The sequence below is a fragment of the Flavobacterium sp. KACC 22763 genome, from assembly GCF_028736155.1.
Classification (GTDB): Bacteria; Bacteroidota; Bacteroidia; order Flavobacteriales; family Flavobacteriaceae; genus Flavobacterium.
The window spans coordinates 4,696,482-4,709,777 of the sequence record NZ_CP117879.1; the positions used below are offsets into that span (position 1 = coordinate 4,696,482).

A 13,296-nucleotide genomic window follows, 5' to 3' on the forward strand; every position below is an offset into this window, starting at 1 on the left:
CAAACTGATCACTAAAAAACTGAACACTGATCACTCTTTTCTGACTCCAAACTTCTCTGGGTTTAAAAGCATATAGTTTAATAATTTACCTATTTCAATACTTTCGGATAAAAGTTCACCATAAGTTTCATTTGAAATATATTTACAAGCAAAAGCAAATTCCAGCCAAGTTTGTGTTTCAGAATTTTCACCATCAGAATCGGTTAATTTGCTGTAAAAATGTTTTGGATAGATACGTTTTCTATAAGCTTCTGCAATAGTTACAGTAACACTTCTGGATGAGCGTCTAATTTGATCGGTTAATGAATAAGTTTCTTCTTTAGGAAACTGTTTTGTAATATTAAATATCTTCATTGCTAAAGAAAAAGATTTTTTGTAAGCTAATAAATCTTGAAATCTCATTATATTTTTTTAATCACAACGAAATATTTGTAAGAAAATTATCTTAAAACAAGATTGTTTTTGGCAAAATCTGAATTAACTGATCACTAAAAACTGAACACTGAACACTACTTCTTAACTCGATCCTCGTTTTGTTTCACAAAAGCGTCCCAGCCCGAATAACTCTTTCCAGCAATGACTTTTCCGGAATTAAAATGATGACAAACTGCAGCTGCCAAACCATCTGTTGAATCGAGATTTTTTGGTAATTCTTTTAAACCTAAAAGCTGTTGAAGCATTTTGGCAACTTGTTCTTTGCTGGCATTGCCGTTTCCGGTAATCGCCATTTTTATCTTTTTAGGCTCGTATTCCGTAATCGGAATCCCTCTTGAAAGTCCTGCCGCCATTGCAACGCCTTGCGCACGACCTAACTTCAGCATAGATTGCACGTTTTTGCCAAAGAAAGGAGCTTCAATAGCGATTTCGTCTGGACAATGCGTTTCGATTAATTCGATCGTTCGCTCGAAAATGATTCTTAGTTTTTGGTAATGATTGTCGTATTTGGAAAGCTGCAATTCGTTCAATTGCAGAAATTCCATTTTTTTATTGATTACTTTAATCAATCCGAAACCCATAATTGTGGTTCCGGGGTCAATACCTAATATGATGCGTTCTTGTGTCATTCTTAGTTGGTTACACAAAGTTTCGCTAAGTTGGCACAGAGATTCACAAAGTTTTTATTTTCTCCGTGTATCTTTGTGATTTCTTCGTGAATCTTTGTGAAATAGCTTTACTTTTGCGGCATGATTTCAATTCCACACAAAGCTAAGCAATTCCTAGTTCTTCTGGCCAAACTTTTAATTGTTGGCGGTGCATTTTATTTTATTTATAATCAGTTGGCTAACAATGATAAATTGGACTGGCAGAAGTTTATTGTTTTGTTCAAGAAAAACCAATCAGTTTTAGGGATTTCGTTTATCTTGCTTTTGAGTGTTTTGAATCGTTATTTTGAGATTCTAAAATGGCAGAATCTTGCGCAGGTTATTCATAAAATCTCGGTTTACGAATCTACAAAACAAGTTTTAGCAGCTTTAACCGCTGGAATTTTTACACCAAACGGGGTAGGAGAGTACGCTGGAAAAGCGTTGTATTACCCTAAATCAGAAGCTAAAAGAGTTGTTTTCTTAAACTTAATCTGCAACGGAATCCAAATGATTTTGACTATCATTTTTGGAATTTTCGGATTATTATATTTTAATGCTGAATTCAATGTAATTACAACCAAAACGGTTCTGATTCTTTTTGGCGGATTTGCACTAATTTTAATTCTATTATTCTCCATTAAAAAGATAAAAGTAAAAGGATATTCGATAGAAAAATTGATTCATAAAATCAATGAAATTCCGAAATCTGTTCATCAGAAAAATATCTTTTTAGGAATTTGCCGTTATCTGGTTTTCTCGCATCAATATTACTTTTTGTTTTTAGGTTTTGATGTCGATTTGCCTTACTTAACCTTAATGGCTGCGATAACGTCGGTTTACTTTTTGGCTTCGTCTTTGCCAACTTTTCAGTTTTTAGACTTTGCTGTAAAAGGAAGTGTAGCAATATATTTCTTCGGAATTCTTGGCGTGAACGAATGGATTGTAATCTTCATCAGCACTTTAATGTGGTTTTTAAATGTCGTTTTGCCAGTTGTTTTAGGAAGTTATTTTGTGCTCAATTTTAAAACGAAGAGAGTAGAATGATTTTTTTATTATTCAGCATATTGGCAATTTATATGGTGAGCATTTCTTTGCTGATTTATGGTTTTTTCAAAGTTCAACAATATCAGAAAACAGATTTAAAACCACAAACAAGTTTTACAATTGTTGTTCCGTTTCGGAATGAAGAAGAAAACCTGCCAAAGCTTTTAGAGAGTTTTTCAAAATTAAATTATCCAACAGATTTATTTGAAGTGATTTTGGTTGATGATGCTTCAATTGAAAAGTTTCAGGTTTCAAGTTTCAGGTTTCGAGTTTCAATAATTGACAACATTAGAATTTCCAGTTCTCCCAAAAAAGACGCGATTACAACGGCAATGCAGCATGTAAAAACCAATTGGGTTATTACAACCGATGCTGATTGTATTGTTTCTGAAAACTGGCTTCTGACTTTTGACAATTATATTCAGCAGAATAAAGTTTCAATGCTAGCGGGTGCTGTAACGTATCAATGTGAAAACTCATTTTTAGATCATTTTCAGCAATTGGATTTAACGAGTTTGCAAGGTGCAACCATTGGAAGTTTTGGTTTGAATAAAGGATTTATGTGCAACGGAGCCAATTTTGCATACACGAAATCATTGTTTGAAAGCTTAAAGGGCTTTGATGGAAACGATAAAATTGCCAGCGGAGATGATGTTTTTTTACTGCAGAAAGCAATTGAGAAATTTCCTGATGAAGTTTGTTATTTAAAAGCTCAAGAAGCAATTGTAGTTACAAAACCAACTGAAAATTGGAAAGCTCTTTTTTATCAAAGAGTGCGTTGGGCAGCCAAAACGAGTTCGTATAAAAGTACTTTTGGCAAGTTTTTAGGACTGATTGTTTTCTCTGGGAATTTGAGTTTTGTAATTGGTTTTTTCTTTATGATTTTTGGAATTTGGTCTTATCCCATTTTTGTGCTTTTTGCTTTTTCTAAGTTTGTAATTGATTATGTTTTGCTCTCAATAACAAATCAGTTTTTGACTAAAACCAGAATAAAAAGCCTTTTGTTGAGTAGTTTGCTGTATCCGTTTTTTAGTTCGACAATTGCCCTTTATAGTTTGTTTGGTTCCTATGAATGGAAAGATCGACGCTTTGCAAAATAAATTAATCTATATAAGAGATTTAAGTTAAATAAATTTCTAGTGTTGAGACACATGCTGCGTATCCCAATTTTAAATGAACTTATATCACTTATATGGTGTAAAAATTATTTCTCGTCTTTTGTTTTTATAATAACAGGCAGAATAAATTGTGTTTTTACTGGAATTCCACGCTTTATGGCAGGATTTACTTTCGGGAAATCGACTAGACGGGCATGCAGAATACTGTCAATTTTTATAGTGTCATAAGCCACAGAGTCTTTTGGAAACTGAGGTTCAAATTTCATGGTTGAATTTGGAAAAACAGTTACTTTCACCTCAATAGTATCCAATTCTGGATATAATATAGAAAGAGTATCAACGTTTAGTTTTTCTTGTATAAGACTTGACATGACCTCAAAAAAACATTGCTGACGCAGTTTTTTATCGGCAATTTTATCGCAATTAGGAACAGAAGGATATTCGTCAACTTCTTTCCAATTAATTGATTTTAGCTCTTTTTGAAGTAACTCTTTTTCAGACGGAACCTGCTTCTCAAAATATTGACAAGAATTAAAAAGAATACATATAAAAAAAGGGAAAAACTGCCTCAAAGTTTTAAAATTGAATGAATGAACAAAAATACGGATTATTTTTTTTGGGATGCTTTGTATTCTAAATAATCTTCATAGTTTTCAGACAGCCAAGTTTCTTTGTTTTTTTCTGCAACTTCCTTCTGATCAGGATATAATTTGACAAGTCTATCTGAAAAAGCGGCTATTTGAACGGTGTAATTATAGAATTCAGTTTTGGTTAAAAGTATATCAGGATTAGTCTTTTTGTTGAAAAACTCAAAAAACAGCTTATCAAAGTCCTTCATTGAGAAATTTAAGATTTTTTTCTTATTAACGCTATATAGACTATCTCTTAATATTTGGTCATCTAAAGAAAGTTTCTTAGATTGAGCTAATGTGTTTTCGCTAATAAAAGACACAAAAAAAGACAGGATAATTATTTTTACAAGAGTTCGCATATTATTAAAATTGCTTAAATTGTAAGTGCAAATTTACAAAACATTATGGATTTATTTTTAACATTAGTTGGTTTTATATGTGTAATCGTAGGTGTTTTTGGGAGTTTTCTTCCTGTTTTGCCAGGATTATCAAGCTGCTGGGTAGGGATTTTATTGCTGTATCTTACCAAGGCAGTAGAAAACAACTATTGGATTTTGGGAATCACTTTTGTTTTGATGGTATTGATTACAATTTTGGATTATGTGATTCCATCTAAGGGAACCAAGAAGTTTGGAGGAAGCTCTTATGGAGTCTGGGGAACTAACATTGGTTTGATTGTTGGGATTGTAGCGCCTATTCCGTTTGGAATTATCATTGGACCGTTTGTCGGAGCGCTCGTAGGCGAGTTATTATACGATTCTCAAAATCATAAACGTGCACTAAAAGCAGCTACGGGTTCTGTTCTTGGATTCTTAGCTTCGAGTTTTGTGAATTTCTTTTTTTCAGTAATTTATCTCGGTATTTTTTTGACTATCCTATGGCAAAATAGACAGCTTATTTTCTAAATGGTAATTTTGACCTTAAGCTTTTTCTTATATTTTTGATTTTTTGAAAAAAACTCTTAAAATTTTAAAAATAAGTTTTGTATCTTATAAGTTACGCCAAGCTTTATATTTCCTCATTTTCCTATTTTTTAAGGCTAAATGCTTGAAAATCGACTACCTAAATTTTTAACTTAATTTTTGGAAATGTTAAAATATTTTATATTTTTATCACGATAATCGATGAAAAGCCTCACTTTATCGGTTATTTTAAATAAGTATAAATAATCATTTTTTAAGTTATGAGTATGACCCCAAACCTACAAATTGAACTTAGACGCTTTATTTCTTCTAATGTTGTCTCCAAGTTAAACAAGTTTTATTTTGAAAATGATGCACTTTTAATCAAGGGAATAGACGTCTCGATCGGCACAATTTTGATGGGACTCTACAACAAAGCCGAAGAATCTGATTTTTACTCTGAAATTGTTTCACTAATCCAAGAAGATTCCACTTTTTACCAAGAAGTAGATTTTAATGCAGGCAGAATTTTATCAGTCGATGACTGTTACCGTTTAGAAGGAAATGTTTTACTGAAAGAATTGTTTTCTAACAAAAAAGGCAGAATTTCAGAAATGGTTTCTAATGAAGTTGGCATTAAAAGCGAAACAGCCAGAGAAATACTTAACTTTTCAGCATTACTTGTAATGTCTTATTTAAGATACAATCTTCAATTAATAGAAAGTTTAAAACTCCTTTTAGAAGATCAAAAAAGAGATATTTTAAACAGCATTCCTCCCGGAATCAAAATCATCCTAGGTTTTTCAAATTACGAAACAGTAGAAGATAAAAACCAATCTATCGGAAGATCTATTTTTACCCTTTTCGGACATAATTTCTTTAGTTTTTAAAAATAAAAAATCCCATTTTCAAGAAGAAAACAGGATTTATTATGGCTTAAATTTGAAAAACGCTTAAACGTTTTTCAAATTGATAATTTCTTGGTCGGTCAAAAAGCGCCAGTTTCCGCGAGGAAGATTCTTTTTGGTCAATCCAGCAAATGAAACACGGTCAATTCTTAAAACATTATATTCGAAGGATTCAAAAATAGAACGCACCACTTTTACGTTAGCAGTACGCAACTTAAGACCAACTTCGCTTTTTGGTTCGTTATCAATATAGCTTACTTCTTCAACAAAAACGCGGTGTCCGTCAAGAACAAGACCTTTGCTGATTTTTTCTAAATCTTCAAATTTTAAGTTTTTGTCTAAAGAAACCTGATAAATCTTAGACGATTTCTGATTCGGCAATGTAAATTTACGAATCATATCAGTGTCGTTTGTAAACAATAGCAAACCGGTTGTATTCTTGTCCATTCTTCCGACAGCAGCAATTTTTGCATTTGTAGCACCACGAACAAGTTCTAGAACGTTACGATATTCTTGACCTTCATCTAGGGCAGTCGTGAAGTTTTTAGGTTTGTTTAATAAAATGTATTCTTTCTTTTCGGGAGTTAGTGTAACGCCGTCAAAGTTTACAACATCATTCAGTTTTACCAAATAACCCATTTCTGTAACTACAGTACCGTTCACTTTTACGTTTCCAGACTGAATATAAATGTCGGCATCACGACGAGAACAAACACCAGAATTAGAGATGTATTTGTTCAGACGAATCTCATCTGAAGCTTTTTGTCTCTTTGCCGGCTGATTTTGTTTTCTAAATTTTTCAGCAGCAGCTTCCTGAGCAGCTTTAACTTCAGGTTTTACTTTTTTAGGCCCTTGCGCGCGCTTAGCCATAGGAGGTTTTGGCTTGTTAGAGTTTGATCGTGAGCTGTTTGGTCTCGATCCGCCTCTTTTATTGTTGCCTTCCTTGTTGTTCATAGAATCATTAATTTGTGCAAAGATAGTTTTTTCCTGCTAATAAATCTTAAGTTCAATGTTCTTAGATTAATAGCGCTTTATTTTAAGATGTTCAGAAGCAATACAATTGGTTTTTTAAAATAGATTGTTTACAAAAGATTTTGCGAATCTTTGTGAAATTCTTTGTAGATCTCTGTGGAAGAAAAAAACTTAATAATTAGAAATCAATTCGCGACCATGCCATAAGACGCTCGGATTAATCAAAACAATACAGCAAACGCCTGATACAATCAAGAATTTAAGAACATTATGAAGTCTTAAGTATTGCTCTTTAGAGTCAGATTTCCATAAATAAATCAAGAAAAAAAGCAGTACACCAAAACATACATAAAAATAGATATCCATATAGCCTACATCGTGTATGTTGACCAAAACATAAACCGGCACAATGGTTAAAAAAGTTAAAGCTGTAATGATTTGTTTAGAAATTTTTTCGCCATATAAAACAGGAATTGTTCTATAATCGGTTACTAAATCACCTTTTAGGTTTTCGAGATCTTTTATCATTTCGCGAATCAGTAAAAGCAGAAATAAGAAAACTGCATGTGCAGAAATCACCACAAAATGACTCATGTGATTCTCAAGTTCTTCAAACGAAATTTTATTGTAGAAGTATAGTAAAATGGCAAAAAATGGAGTTACAGCAAGCAATGCCGACATTAAATTCCCAATAATTGGATACTTTTTAATTTTATGCGAATAAAACCAAATCATAAAAACATAACCAGAAAAGAATAAAAAAGCCCTCAAGGAAACTATGAAAGCCATTAGAACAGCAAGAAAATTCAAACTGAAATAAACATTCAATTTAGTTTTCTGACTGACCAAACGATCCAACATTGATTTATTCGGACGATTAATTAAATCCTTTTGACTGTCGTAAAAATTATTGATGATATATCCCGAAGCAATTGTAATAGCGGAAGCAAAGACAATTAAAAACAAATGAAAATCAAGTAAGATATCCAGTGCTCTAATTTCTGGAGCTAGTATAAAAATTGCCGATAAATATTGTGCTAAAATAATAATAGGAATATTGTAACCTCGAACTACAGAGAACAGACTAACAATTTTCATTACTAAAAGTTTGTGTTGTCTGCTTAACATAGATGATATAGTGGGATTGATTTGATTTAGGGAAGTTAAAGTATATTTTTTGATTCTGAAAACTAGAGCTTGTTTTTTAACAATTCTTCAGATCCATAACCTAATTTTCGAATACAGGCTAAAGCTTGTTTTTGCGTAATATCGATTTCTGTAATATCTTTTTTATCTACAAAAACCACCGACCCACTCCAAGGATTTGGAGCATCGGGTATAAAAACTGTAAATTTCTCATCGCTGACTTGCTCTATTAAAAAAGCAAATTGCAAACCAGCATCTGTAGGAACTAAAATTACTTTTAAATCGTCTTTAGATTCTAAACCCAGTATATTTTCATTCATGCTTTTCATAAATGAATAACCAGGAACAAAACTTAAAATACCATCTTCTAATTTCTGGACTAATTTTTCAGCTGCCGTAGTTTTTGCCAGTAATCCAGCAATAAAACAGATTAGGATTATAATAAATATTCCAACAAGCTCCTGAATTGCAAGTCCTAAAACGCTTACTTTTGGTAAAGTGCTTACAAGTGGGAGTGTAGTTTTTTGTACAAGTCCATATCCTTTTTCCAAAACAATTAATAGTACAACCAACGGTACTAGAAACAGAATTCCTCCTAAAAAAGTTGCTTTGAGAATCTTTAAAATACTTTTCATAGGCAATAATTTTTTAAGATTAAATGTTTAGGAAACGGTATTCAGTAAATCACAACACTATTTTAAGAGGTTTAACTTTAGAACTGGTAAACTACTTCTAATTTATAGTCTTTTAAAGATGCTTTGGCTCTTTCTAAATCTTCGGTAAAACCTAGGATGTAACCGCCACCGCCAGAACCACAAAGTTTTAAGTAATAATCGTTTGTGTCAATTCCGTGTTGCCAAATTCCGTGAAACTGTTCTGGAATCATTGGCTTAAAATGGTTTAAAACAACTTTAGAAAGCTTTTTGGTATTGGTAAACAAAGACTTCATATCGCCGTGCAGGAAGTTTTCTACGCAAGCATCTGTATATTTTACAAACTGATTTTTAAGCATCGCACGGAAACCTTTATCTTTTAAATTTTCCATAAAAATGCTAACCATTGGAGCTGTTTCTCCAACAATTCCTGAGTCTAACAAAAATACAGCACCTTTTCCGTCAAAACTTTGAGTCGGAATTCCAGTTGCCTCGATATTGTCTTTAGAATTAATCAGGATTGGAATGCTCAAATAGCTGTTTAAAGGGTCTAAACCAGAACTTTTTCCGTGGAAAAAGCTTTCCATTTGAGAAAATATATTTTTTAAGTGTAATAATTTTTCGCGAGTCAGATTTTCTAGAACAGTGATTTTGTTTGTCGCATATTTATCATAAATAGCAGCAACAAGTGCACCACTACTTCCAACACCATACCCTTGCGGAATACTTGAGTCGAAATACATTCCAGTTTCAACATCATTTTGAAGTGTTTCTAAATCGAAAGTAACCAATTCTGGCTGCTGTGTATGCAATACTTCAAGGTAAGAAGCAAAACTTCTTAAACTTCTGTTTGATGAAATCGCTTCTTCTGTAGGCTCTTCAGATTTTTTTAAAGCGCCATTGTAAAAGTTATAAGGGATAGAAAGTCCTTTAGAGTCACGGATAATTCCGTATTCTCCAAAGAGTAATATTTTTGAGTAAAATAGTGGTCCTTTCATGATTTATTTTATGTCTTTCTTTATTTTATTTGGGTTTTGTCGGGTGTCGAAAAATGCAATTATTTCAATTCTTTTTGTGTTGAATTTATAATAAATTGTTGTTTGTTTTGACAAGACACATTTTCTATAATTTTTATTTAATTCCGATTTAGGGAAAATTTCAGGATCAATTTGTATTAGATAAATTACTTTGTCGAGATTTGATATAAATTTATTTTTTATTCTTTCAGACCATCGGTTTTCTAAATATTCAAATAATTCAGATAATTTTTTTTCGGCATTTTGTGAAAAAACTATTGTTCTTTTCATTAACGAAATTTTTTCATCATTTCTTCATACTCAACAAATTCACCACGTTCAATTTGTCTTTCTCCTTCTTCAATTTCCGCCTTTTGCTCGTCGGTCAAATCATCCCACCAATCTTTCTGTTCTTTTTTGAAAATTTTTCGAATAGATTTTATGATGTTAGGATTTTCTGTTTCAGCTAAAAGCTTTATCAGTTCTAATTTTTCTAATTGAATGTCCATAACCAAAAATTTAACTAAAGATACGCAAAATTACAATGCAATCGCACCGTGTCCAATTTTGTCGCAAATGTATTGACTATTCTGACAAAATACAACTAATTCGTCTTGAATAAATTGAAGTACTTTTTCTGTAACGTTTTCGGGATAAAGTACATGCACATTTGCTCCAGCATCAAGCGTAAAACACACCGGAATCTGAGTTTCATTTCTAAATTTCCAGATTGCATTTATGATTTGTAGCGTATTTGGTTTCATTAAAATGAAATATGGCATCGATGTCATCATCATGGCGTGTAGCGTTAATGCTTCACTTTCTACAACTTTGATGAATTCGTCTAAGTTTCCACTTTCAAAAATGGCAATTAATTTATCTAGATTTTCGTGTGCTTGTGCAAAACGTCTTTCCGCATATGGATGATTGTGCATTAAATCGTGACCAACAGTGCTCGAAACTTGCTTTTCGCCTTTGTCAACCAATAAAATAGTATCTTGGTAATTCTTGAAATTTTCATGAATACTGTATGGAAATTCTACCCCAAATAAGTCGGTGCTTCCCTCAATATTTTCCTGATTTCCCCAAACGACAACATTTCCTTTTACGCTTCGGCAAGCACTTCCTGAACCTAAACGAGCCAAAAATGAAGCTTTTTGATAAAAATATTCGTCCGTCATTTCAGGATTCAGCTGTTTTTCCAAACTCATAAAATTCATTGCCAAAGCAGCCATTCCAGAAGCCGAAGAAGCAATTCCCGAACTGTGCGGAAATGTATTCTGAGTATCAATTGTAAAATGATAGTCTTTCAAAAACGGCAAATAAACCTCAACTCTTTCTAAAAATTTCTGGATTTTTGGTTTGAAATCTTCTTTTGGCTTTCCTTCAAAAAGTAAATCAAAAGAAAAAGCATTTTGGTTTGCTCTTCTTTCAAAAGCCAATTTCGTAAACGTTTTGCAATTATTCAAAGTAAAACTTACAGAAGGATTTGCTGGAATCTGGTTGTCTTTTTTTCCCCAGTATTTCACTAACGCAATGTTGCTTGGAGCGCTCCATTCAAAGTTTCCGTTTTCGATTGTTGAAGTATATGGATTTGGTATAAAATCGGCTGCTGTTAACATGAATTATAAAATTTTGGCAAAGATAACTTTTTCATTTTTTCACCATGTAAGTTATATAAGAAATTATAAGAGTATTTGCTAAAATGAACTTATATAACTTATATGGTTTAAACTTTTCTTTTGATTATTTTTGAATCCAAAATTTGATGACATGAATAAGTTCGTAAAAATCGCTATAGCTTTAGTAATTTGTTTAACAGTAGGATATTCTGCCGGAGTAGTAACAAAACCAAGTATTGAAACTTGGTATGTAATGCTAGAAAAGCCAGCTTTTAATCCGCCAAATTGGGTTTTTATGCCAGTTTGGACTGTAATTTATATTCTAATGGCAATTGCGGCTGCATTAGTTTGGGACAGAATAAAAGAAAATACAGAAGAAGTTAAAAAAGCATTGCTGTTCTTCATTATTCAATTGATTTTAAATTCAATTTGGTCGTATTTATTCTTCGGATTAAAAAATCCGATGTTAGCTTTAATCGAAATTGTGCTTTTATGGCTGATGATTTATGAAACGTATTTAAAATTCATCAAAATCAATAAAACTGCAGGTTACTTACTGATTCCATATTTAGCTTGGGTTGGATTTGCGACTGTTTTGAATGCTAGTATTTGGTGGTTGAATAAATAGTTTTTTAATTTTTAATCTCCGTTTTCAGTTTCTTAAATTCTTCATTTTTGGCAAACAAAAAATCCATTGTATACAGTAAATTTTTCTTTTTTAGAATAATTTCCGATTGCGGATCGGCTGTACAGAATTCTAGAAAAAGGGTTTTTTCATCAGGATTTAATTTTAAGTCTTTTGTAAAGAAATCCAGAGGGCAGGTTGCTTCCGCAAATGTTTTGAAATCCAATTCAGGAGTTTTCTTTTTAGGCTTTTTATTGCTGTTTTCTTCCTTTTTAAACAAACCTAAAAGACCTGCTCCCATAGCGCCAAAATTCATTCCATTTGAAATGGTGCCGTCATAAACTCCAGTGTATTTCCGTAAATCGCGGGAAGCTCTCTGTAGTGCAATCGAATCTGAAACTTCTGCAGTAGGCCCTACATGGGGAAACTTTATAGTTGTAATTAGAACTTCATCCAATTCTTCAGGTTTTAGAATCATATTTACAATAATATTGTTCTGATCTATATTTTCCTGAGAAATTTTTAGTCTTTTAAAAAAGTAATCTTTAGAGAAAAACAACACACTATCTTGCGGTCGCACCAGAATCGAAAATTCGCCAAGTTCGTTTGTTCTCGTGCTGGTCTTGGCAGTTTTATTAATTACTTCAACCTTATTAAGCGGAATGTTTTGCGAAAGCACTTTTCCGTTCAATACTTTTTCCGTTTGAGAAACGCTGATCTGATAAGTGAAAATAGAAATTGTGGTAAGTAATTTTACTCTCATATTGGATTAATTAGTTGAGAGTAAAATTATTAGAATAGTCTTAACGAAAACTTACGGAATATGTAAATTCTTGTTAATAAAACAAATCAATTTTTTGAACAAATTTTTCTAATTCATCATTATTGTACAAAATAGGTCCATGACCAAAACACAAAATCTTTGGTTTTAAAGAAGCTAATTTTAGAATGGATTTTCTATTGGTTTCTTTATCAGTGGTAAATAAATGTGGAGGTTCATGCAACCCAACTTTTGTTGTTAATAAATTCATATTGGTCAGAACATCCCCCACAATTAAAACGCCATCTTTTTCTCTAAAAAATGAGATATGACCTCGTGAATGCCCTGAGGTTTCAATAACCGTAAATCCGCCAATTTGATCTCCTTCTTTTAAGGTTTGAGAGACGGGATGTCCTTTTCCTGCCCAAAAATTTTTCTGAAATTTCGAAATTATATGATTTGGGTTTGGGTATTCTGTGATTACATTTCCGTTTTCAGCAAATTCTTTTTCAGGTTCACTGCATAAAAGTGGAATGTTCAAAGTTTCGCAGATTGTTTTGCTGCTTCCTTGATGATCGGCATGTGCGTGAGTTAGCGCATGTTTTATTATTGATTTGTCTTTTAAGGCTTTTAAAATTGTATTTGCAGAACTACGAATTCCAGCATCAACCAAAACATTTTCAATTACATAACAATTAATGGCATTTCTTGGAAACAAAGGAATCTGGTAAACGTCTTTGGCAATATTCTTCATCTTTTCAAATTTTATTTTGACAAAGATTCGAATTCCGTTTTTCAACTCACTTGATAAAT

18 protein-coding genes are annotated in these 13,296 nt (G+C 32.3%); 5 read left to right on the forward strand and 13 right to left on the reverse strand.

What is annotated here, in order from left to right:
• Positions 1–30 precede the first annotated feature (30 nt).
• Positions 31–402 (reverse strand): four helix bundle protein, encoded by a 372-nt coding sequence (locus PQ463_RS19775; protein WP_274255146.1) that lies wholly within the window; start codon positions 400–402, stop codon positions 31–33.
• A gap of 107 nt (positions 403–509) precedes the next feature.
• On the reverse strand, positions 510–1,064 hold the full coding sequence (gene ruvC, locus PQ463_RS19780; protein WP_201998946.1) for a crossover junction endodeoxyribonuclease RuvC: 555 nt from the start codon (positions 1,062–1,064) through the stop codon (positions 510–512).
• 120 nt (positions 1,065–1,184) lie between these two features.
• On the opposite strand from ruvC, the gene PQ463_RS19785 reads away from it, so the two are divergent.
• Positions 1,185–2,129: a lysylphosphatidylglycerol synthase transmembrane domain-containing protein gene (locus PQ463_RS19785; RefSeq protein ID WP_274255148.1), complete on the forward strand. Its 945-nt coding sequence runs from the start codon at positions 1,185–1,187 to the stop codon at positions 2,127–2,129.
• Positions 2,126–3,229, forward strand: a complete 1,104-nt coding sequence (locus PQ463_RS19790; protein ID WP_274255149.1) for a glycosyltransferase family 2 protein — start codon at positions 2,126–2,128, stop codon at positions 3,227–3,229. Before PQ463_RS19785 ends, PQ463_RS19790 begins: the two co-directional genes overlap by 4 nt.
• 104 nt (positions 3,230–3,333) lie before the next feature.
• Here PQ463_RS19790 and PQ463_RS19795 read toward each other — a convergent pair whose 3' ends face one another.
• Together PQ463_RS19795 and PQ463_RS19800 are read right to left on the reverse strand one after the other, a co-directional pair.
• A complete protein-coding gene (locus tag PQ463_RS19795) occupies positions 3,334–3,819 on the reverse strand; it encodes a hypothetical protein (RefSeq protein WP_274255150.1) in 486 nt (161 codons plus the stop codon).
• 35 nt (positions 3,820–3,854) lie between these two features.
• Positions 3,855–4,085 (reverse strand): hypothetical protein, encoded by a 231-nt coding sequence (locus PQ463_RS19800; RefSeq protein ID WP_274255151.1) that lies wholly within the window; start codon positions 4,083–4,085, stop codon positions 3,855–3,857.
• 198 nt (positions 4,086–4,283) lie between these two features.
• On the opposite strand from PQ463_RS19800, the gene PQ463_RS19805 reads away from it, so the two are divergent.
• Both PQ463_RS19805 and PQ463_RS19810 read left to right on the forward strand, forming a co-directional pair.
• Positions 4,284–4,784, forward strand: coding sequence for a DUF456 domain-containing protein (locus PQ463_RS19805; RefSeq protein WP_274255152.1), 501 nt, complete (start codon positions 4,284–4,286; stop codon positions 4,782–4,784).
• Between the two features lie 284 nt (positions 4,785–5,068).
• Complete coding sequence (locus tag PQ463_RS19810; RefSeq protein WP_008466405.1) at positions 5,069–5,671, forward strand: DUF937 domain-containing protein; 603 nt, start codon at positions 5,069–5,071, stop codon at positions 5,669–5,671.
• Between the two features lie 63 nt (positions 5,672–5,734).
• Here PQ463_RS19810 and PQ463_RS19815 read toward each other — a convergent pair whose 3' ends face one another.
• The 7 genes from PQ463_RS19815 to PQ463_RS19845 form a co-directional block, all read right to left on the reverse strand.
• Positions 5,735–6,643 (reverse strand): pseudouridine synthase, encoded by a 909-nt coding sequence (locus PQ463_RS19815; protein ID WP_111426008.1) that lies wholly within the window; start codon positions 6,641–6,643, stop codon positions 5,735–5,737.
• A 189-nt stretch (positions 6,644–6,832) separates the two neighbouring features.
• Positions 6,833–7,789 (reverse strand): geranylgeranylglycerol-phosphate geranylgeranyltransferase, encoded by a 957-nt coding sequence (locus PQ463_RS19820; RefSeq protein WP_274255153.1) that lies wholly within the window; start codon positions 7,787–7,789, stop codon positions 6,833–6,835.
• Positions 7,790–7,851: 62 nt separating this feature from the next.
• On the reverse strand, positions 7,852–8,442 hold the full coding sequence (locus PQ463_RS19825; protein WP_274255155.1) for a DUF502 domain-containing protein: 591 nt from the start codon (positions 8,440–8,442) through the stop codon (positions 7,852–7,854).
• A 77-nt stretch (positions 8,443–8,519) separates the two neighbouring features.
• Positions 8,520–9,458 (reverse strand): mevalonate kinase family protein, encoded by a 939-nt coding sequence (locus PQ463_RS19830; protein WP_111379584.1) that lies wholly within the window; start codon positions 9,456–9,458, stop codon positions 8,520–8,522.
• Between the two features lie 3 nt (positions 9,459–9,461).
• Entirely contained in the window at positions 9,462–9,767 is a 306-nt protein-coding gene (locus PQ463_RS19835; RefSeq protein ID WP_111379583.1) for a type II toxin-antitoxin system RelE/ParE family toxin, read from the reverse strand.
• Positions 9,767–9,985: a hypothetical protein gene (locus PQ463_RS19840; protein WP_274255156.1), complete on the reverse strand. Its 219-nt coding sequence runs from the start codon at positions 9,983–9,985 to the stop codon at positions 9,767–9,769. Before PQ463_RS19840 ends, PQ463_RS19835 begins: the two co-directional genes overlap by 1 nt.
• 30 nt (positions 9,986–10,015) lie before the next feature.
• A complete protein-coding gene (locus PQ463_RS19845; protein ID WP_274255157.1) occupies positions 10,016–11,098 on the reverse strand; it encodes a diphosphomevalonate decarboxylase in 1,083 nt (360 codons plus the stop codon).
• A 151-nt stretch (positions 11,099–11,249) separates the two neighbouring features.
• On the opposite strand from PQ463_RS19845, the gene PQ463_RS19850 reads away from it, so the two are divergent.
• Positions 11,250–11,726, forward strand: a complete 477-nt coding sequence (locus PQ463_RS19850) for a TspO/MBR family protein (protein WP_274255158.1) — start codon at positions 11,250–11,252, stop codon at positions 11,724–11,726.
• 4 nt (positions 11,727–11,730) lie between these two features.
• Here the strand turns inward: PQ463_RS19850 and PQ463_RS19855 are convergent, their stop codons facing one another.
• Both PQ463_RS19855 and PQ463_RS19860 read right to left on the reverse strand, forming a co-directional pair.
• Complete coding sequence (locus tag PQ463_RS19855) at positions 11,731–12,486, reverse strand: BamP family beta-assembly machinery protein (RefSeq protein WP_274255160.1); 756 nt, start codon at positions 12,484–12,486, stop codon at positions 11,731–11,733.
• A gap of 73 nt (positions 12,487–12,559) precedes the next feature.
• A complete protein-coding gene (locus PQ463_RS19860) occupies positions 12,560–13,237 on the reverse strand; it encodes an MBL fold metallo-hydrolase (RefSeq protein ID WP_274255162.1) in 678 nt (225 codons plus the stop codon).
• Positions 13,238–13,296 lie beyond the last annotated feature (59 nt).

Excerpts from the sequence above, each read along its gene's own strand:
- PQ463_RS19820 (WP_274255153.1), bottom strand. The coding sequence starts at position 7,789 with ATGTTAAGCAGACAACACAAACTTTTAGTAATGAAAATTGTTAGTCTG.
- ruvC (WP_201998946.1), bottom strand. The coding sequence starts at position 1,064 with ATGACACAAGAACGCATCATATTAGGTATTGACCCCGGAACCACAATT.
- PQ463_RS19815 (WP_111426008.1), bottom strand. The coding sequence starts at position 6,643 with ATGAACAACAAGGAAGGCAACAATAAAAGAGGCGGATCGAGACCAAAC.
- PQ463_RS19810 (WP_008466405.1), top strand. The coding sequence starts at position 5,069 with ATGACCCCAAACCTACAAATTGAACTTAGACGCTTTATTTCTTCTAAT.
- PQ463_RS19805 (WP_274255152.1), top strand. The coding sequence starts at position 4,284 with ATGGATTTATTTTTAACATTAGTTGGTTTTATATGTGTAATCGTAGGT.
- PQ463_RS19845 (WP_274255157.1), bottom strand. The coding sequence starts at position 11,098 with ATGTTAACAGCAGCCGATTTTATACCAAATCCATATACTTCAACAATC.
- PQ463_RS19790 (WP_274255149.1), top strand. The coding sequence starts at position 2,126 with ATGATTTTTTTATTATTCAGCATATTGGCAATTTATATGGTGAGCATT.
- PQ463_RS19775 (WP_274255146.1), bottom strand. The coding sequence starts at position 402 with ATGAGATTTCAAGATTTATTAGCTTACAAAAAATCTTTTTCTTTAGCA.
- PQ463_RS19800 (WP_274255151.1), bottom strand. The coding sequence starts at position 4,085 with ATGAAGGACTTTGATAAGCTGTTTTTTGAGTTTTTCAACAAAAAGACT.
- PQ463_RS19785 (WP_274255148.1), top strand. The coding sequence starts at position 1,185 with ATGATTTCAATTCCACACAAAGCTAAGCAATTCCTAGTTCTTCTGGCC.
- PQ463_RS19840 (WP_274255156.1), bottom strand. The coding sequence starts at position 9,985 with ATGGACATTCAATTAGAAAAATTAGAACTGATAAAGCTTTTAGCTGAA.
- PQ463_RS19825 (WP_274255155.1), bottom strand. The coding sequence starts at position 8,442 with ATGAAAAGTATTTTAAAGATTCTCAAAGCAACTTTTTTAGGAGGAATT.
- PQ463_RS19835 (WP_111379583.1), bottom strand. The coding sequence starts at position 9,767 with ATGAAAAGAACAATAGTTTTTTCACAAAATGCCGAAAAAAAATTATCT.
- PQ463_RS19855 (WP_274255160.1), bottom strand. The coding sequence starts at position 12,486 with ATGAGAGTAAAATTACTTACCACAATTTCTATTTTCACTTATCAGATC.
- PQ463_RS19860 (WP_274255162.1), bottom strand. The coding sequence starts at position 13,237 with ATGAAGAATATTGCCAAAGACGTTTACCAGATTCCTTTGTTTCCAAGA.
- PQ463_RS19850 (WP_274255158.1), top strand. The coding sequence starts at position 11,250 with ATGAATAAGTTCGTAAAAATCGCTATAGCTTTAGTAATTTGTTTAACA.
- PQ463_RS19830 (WP_111379584.1), bottom strand. The coding sequence starts at position 9,458 with ATGAAAGGACCACTATTTTACTCAAAAATATTACTCTTTGGAGAATAC.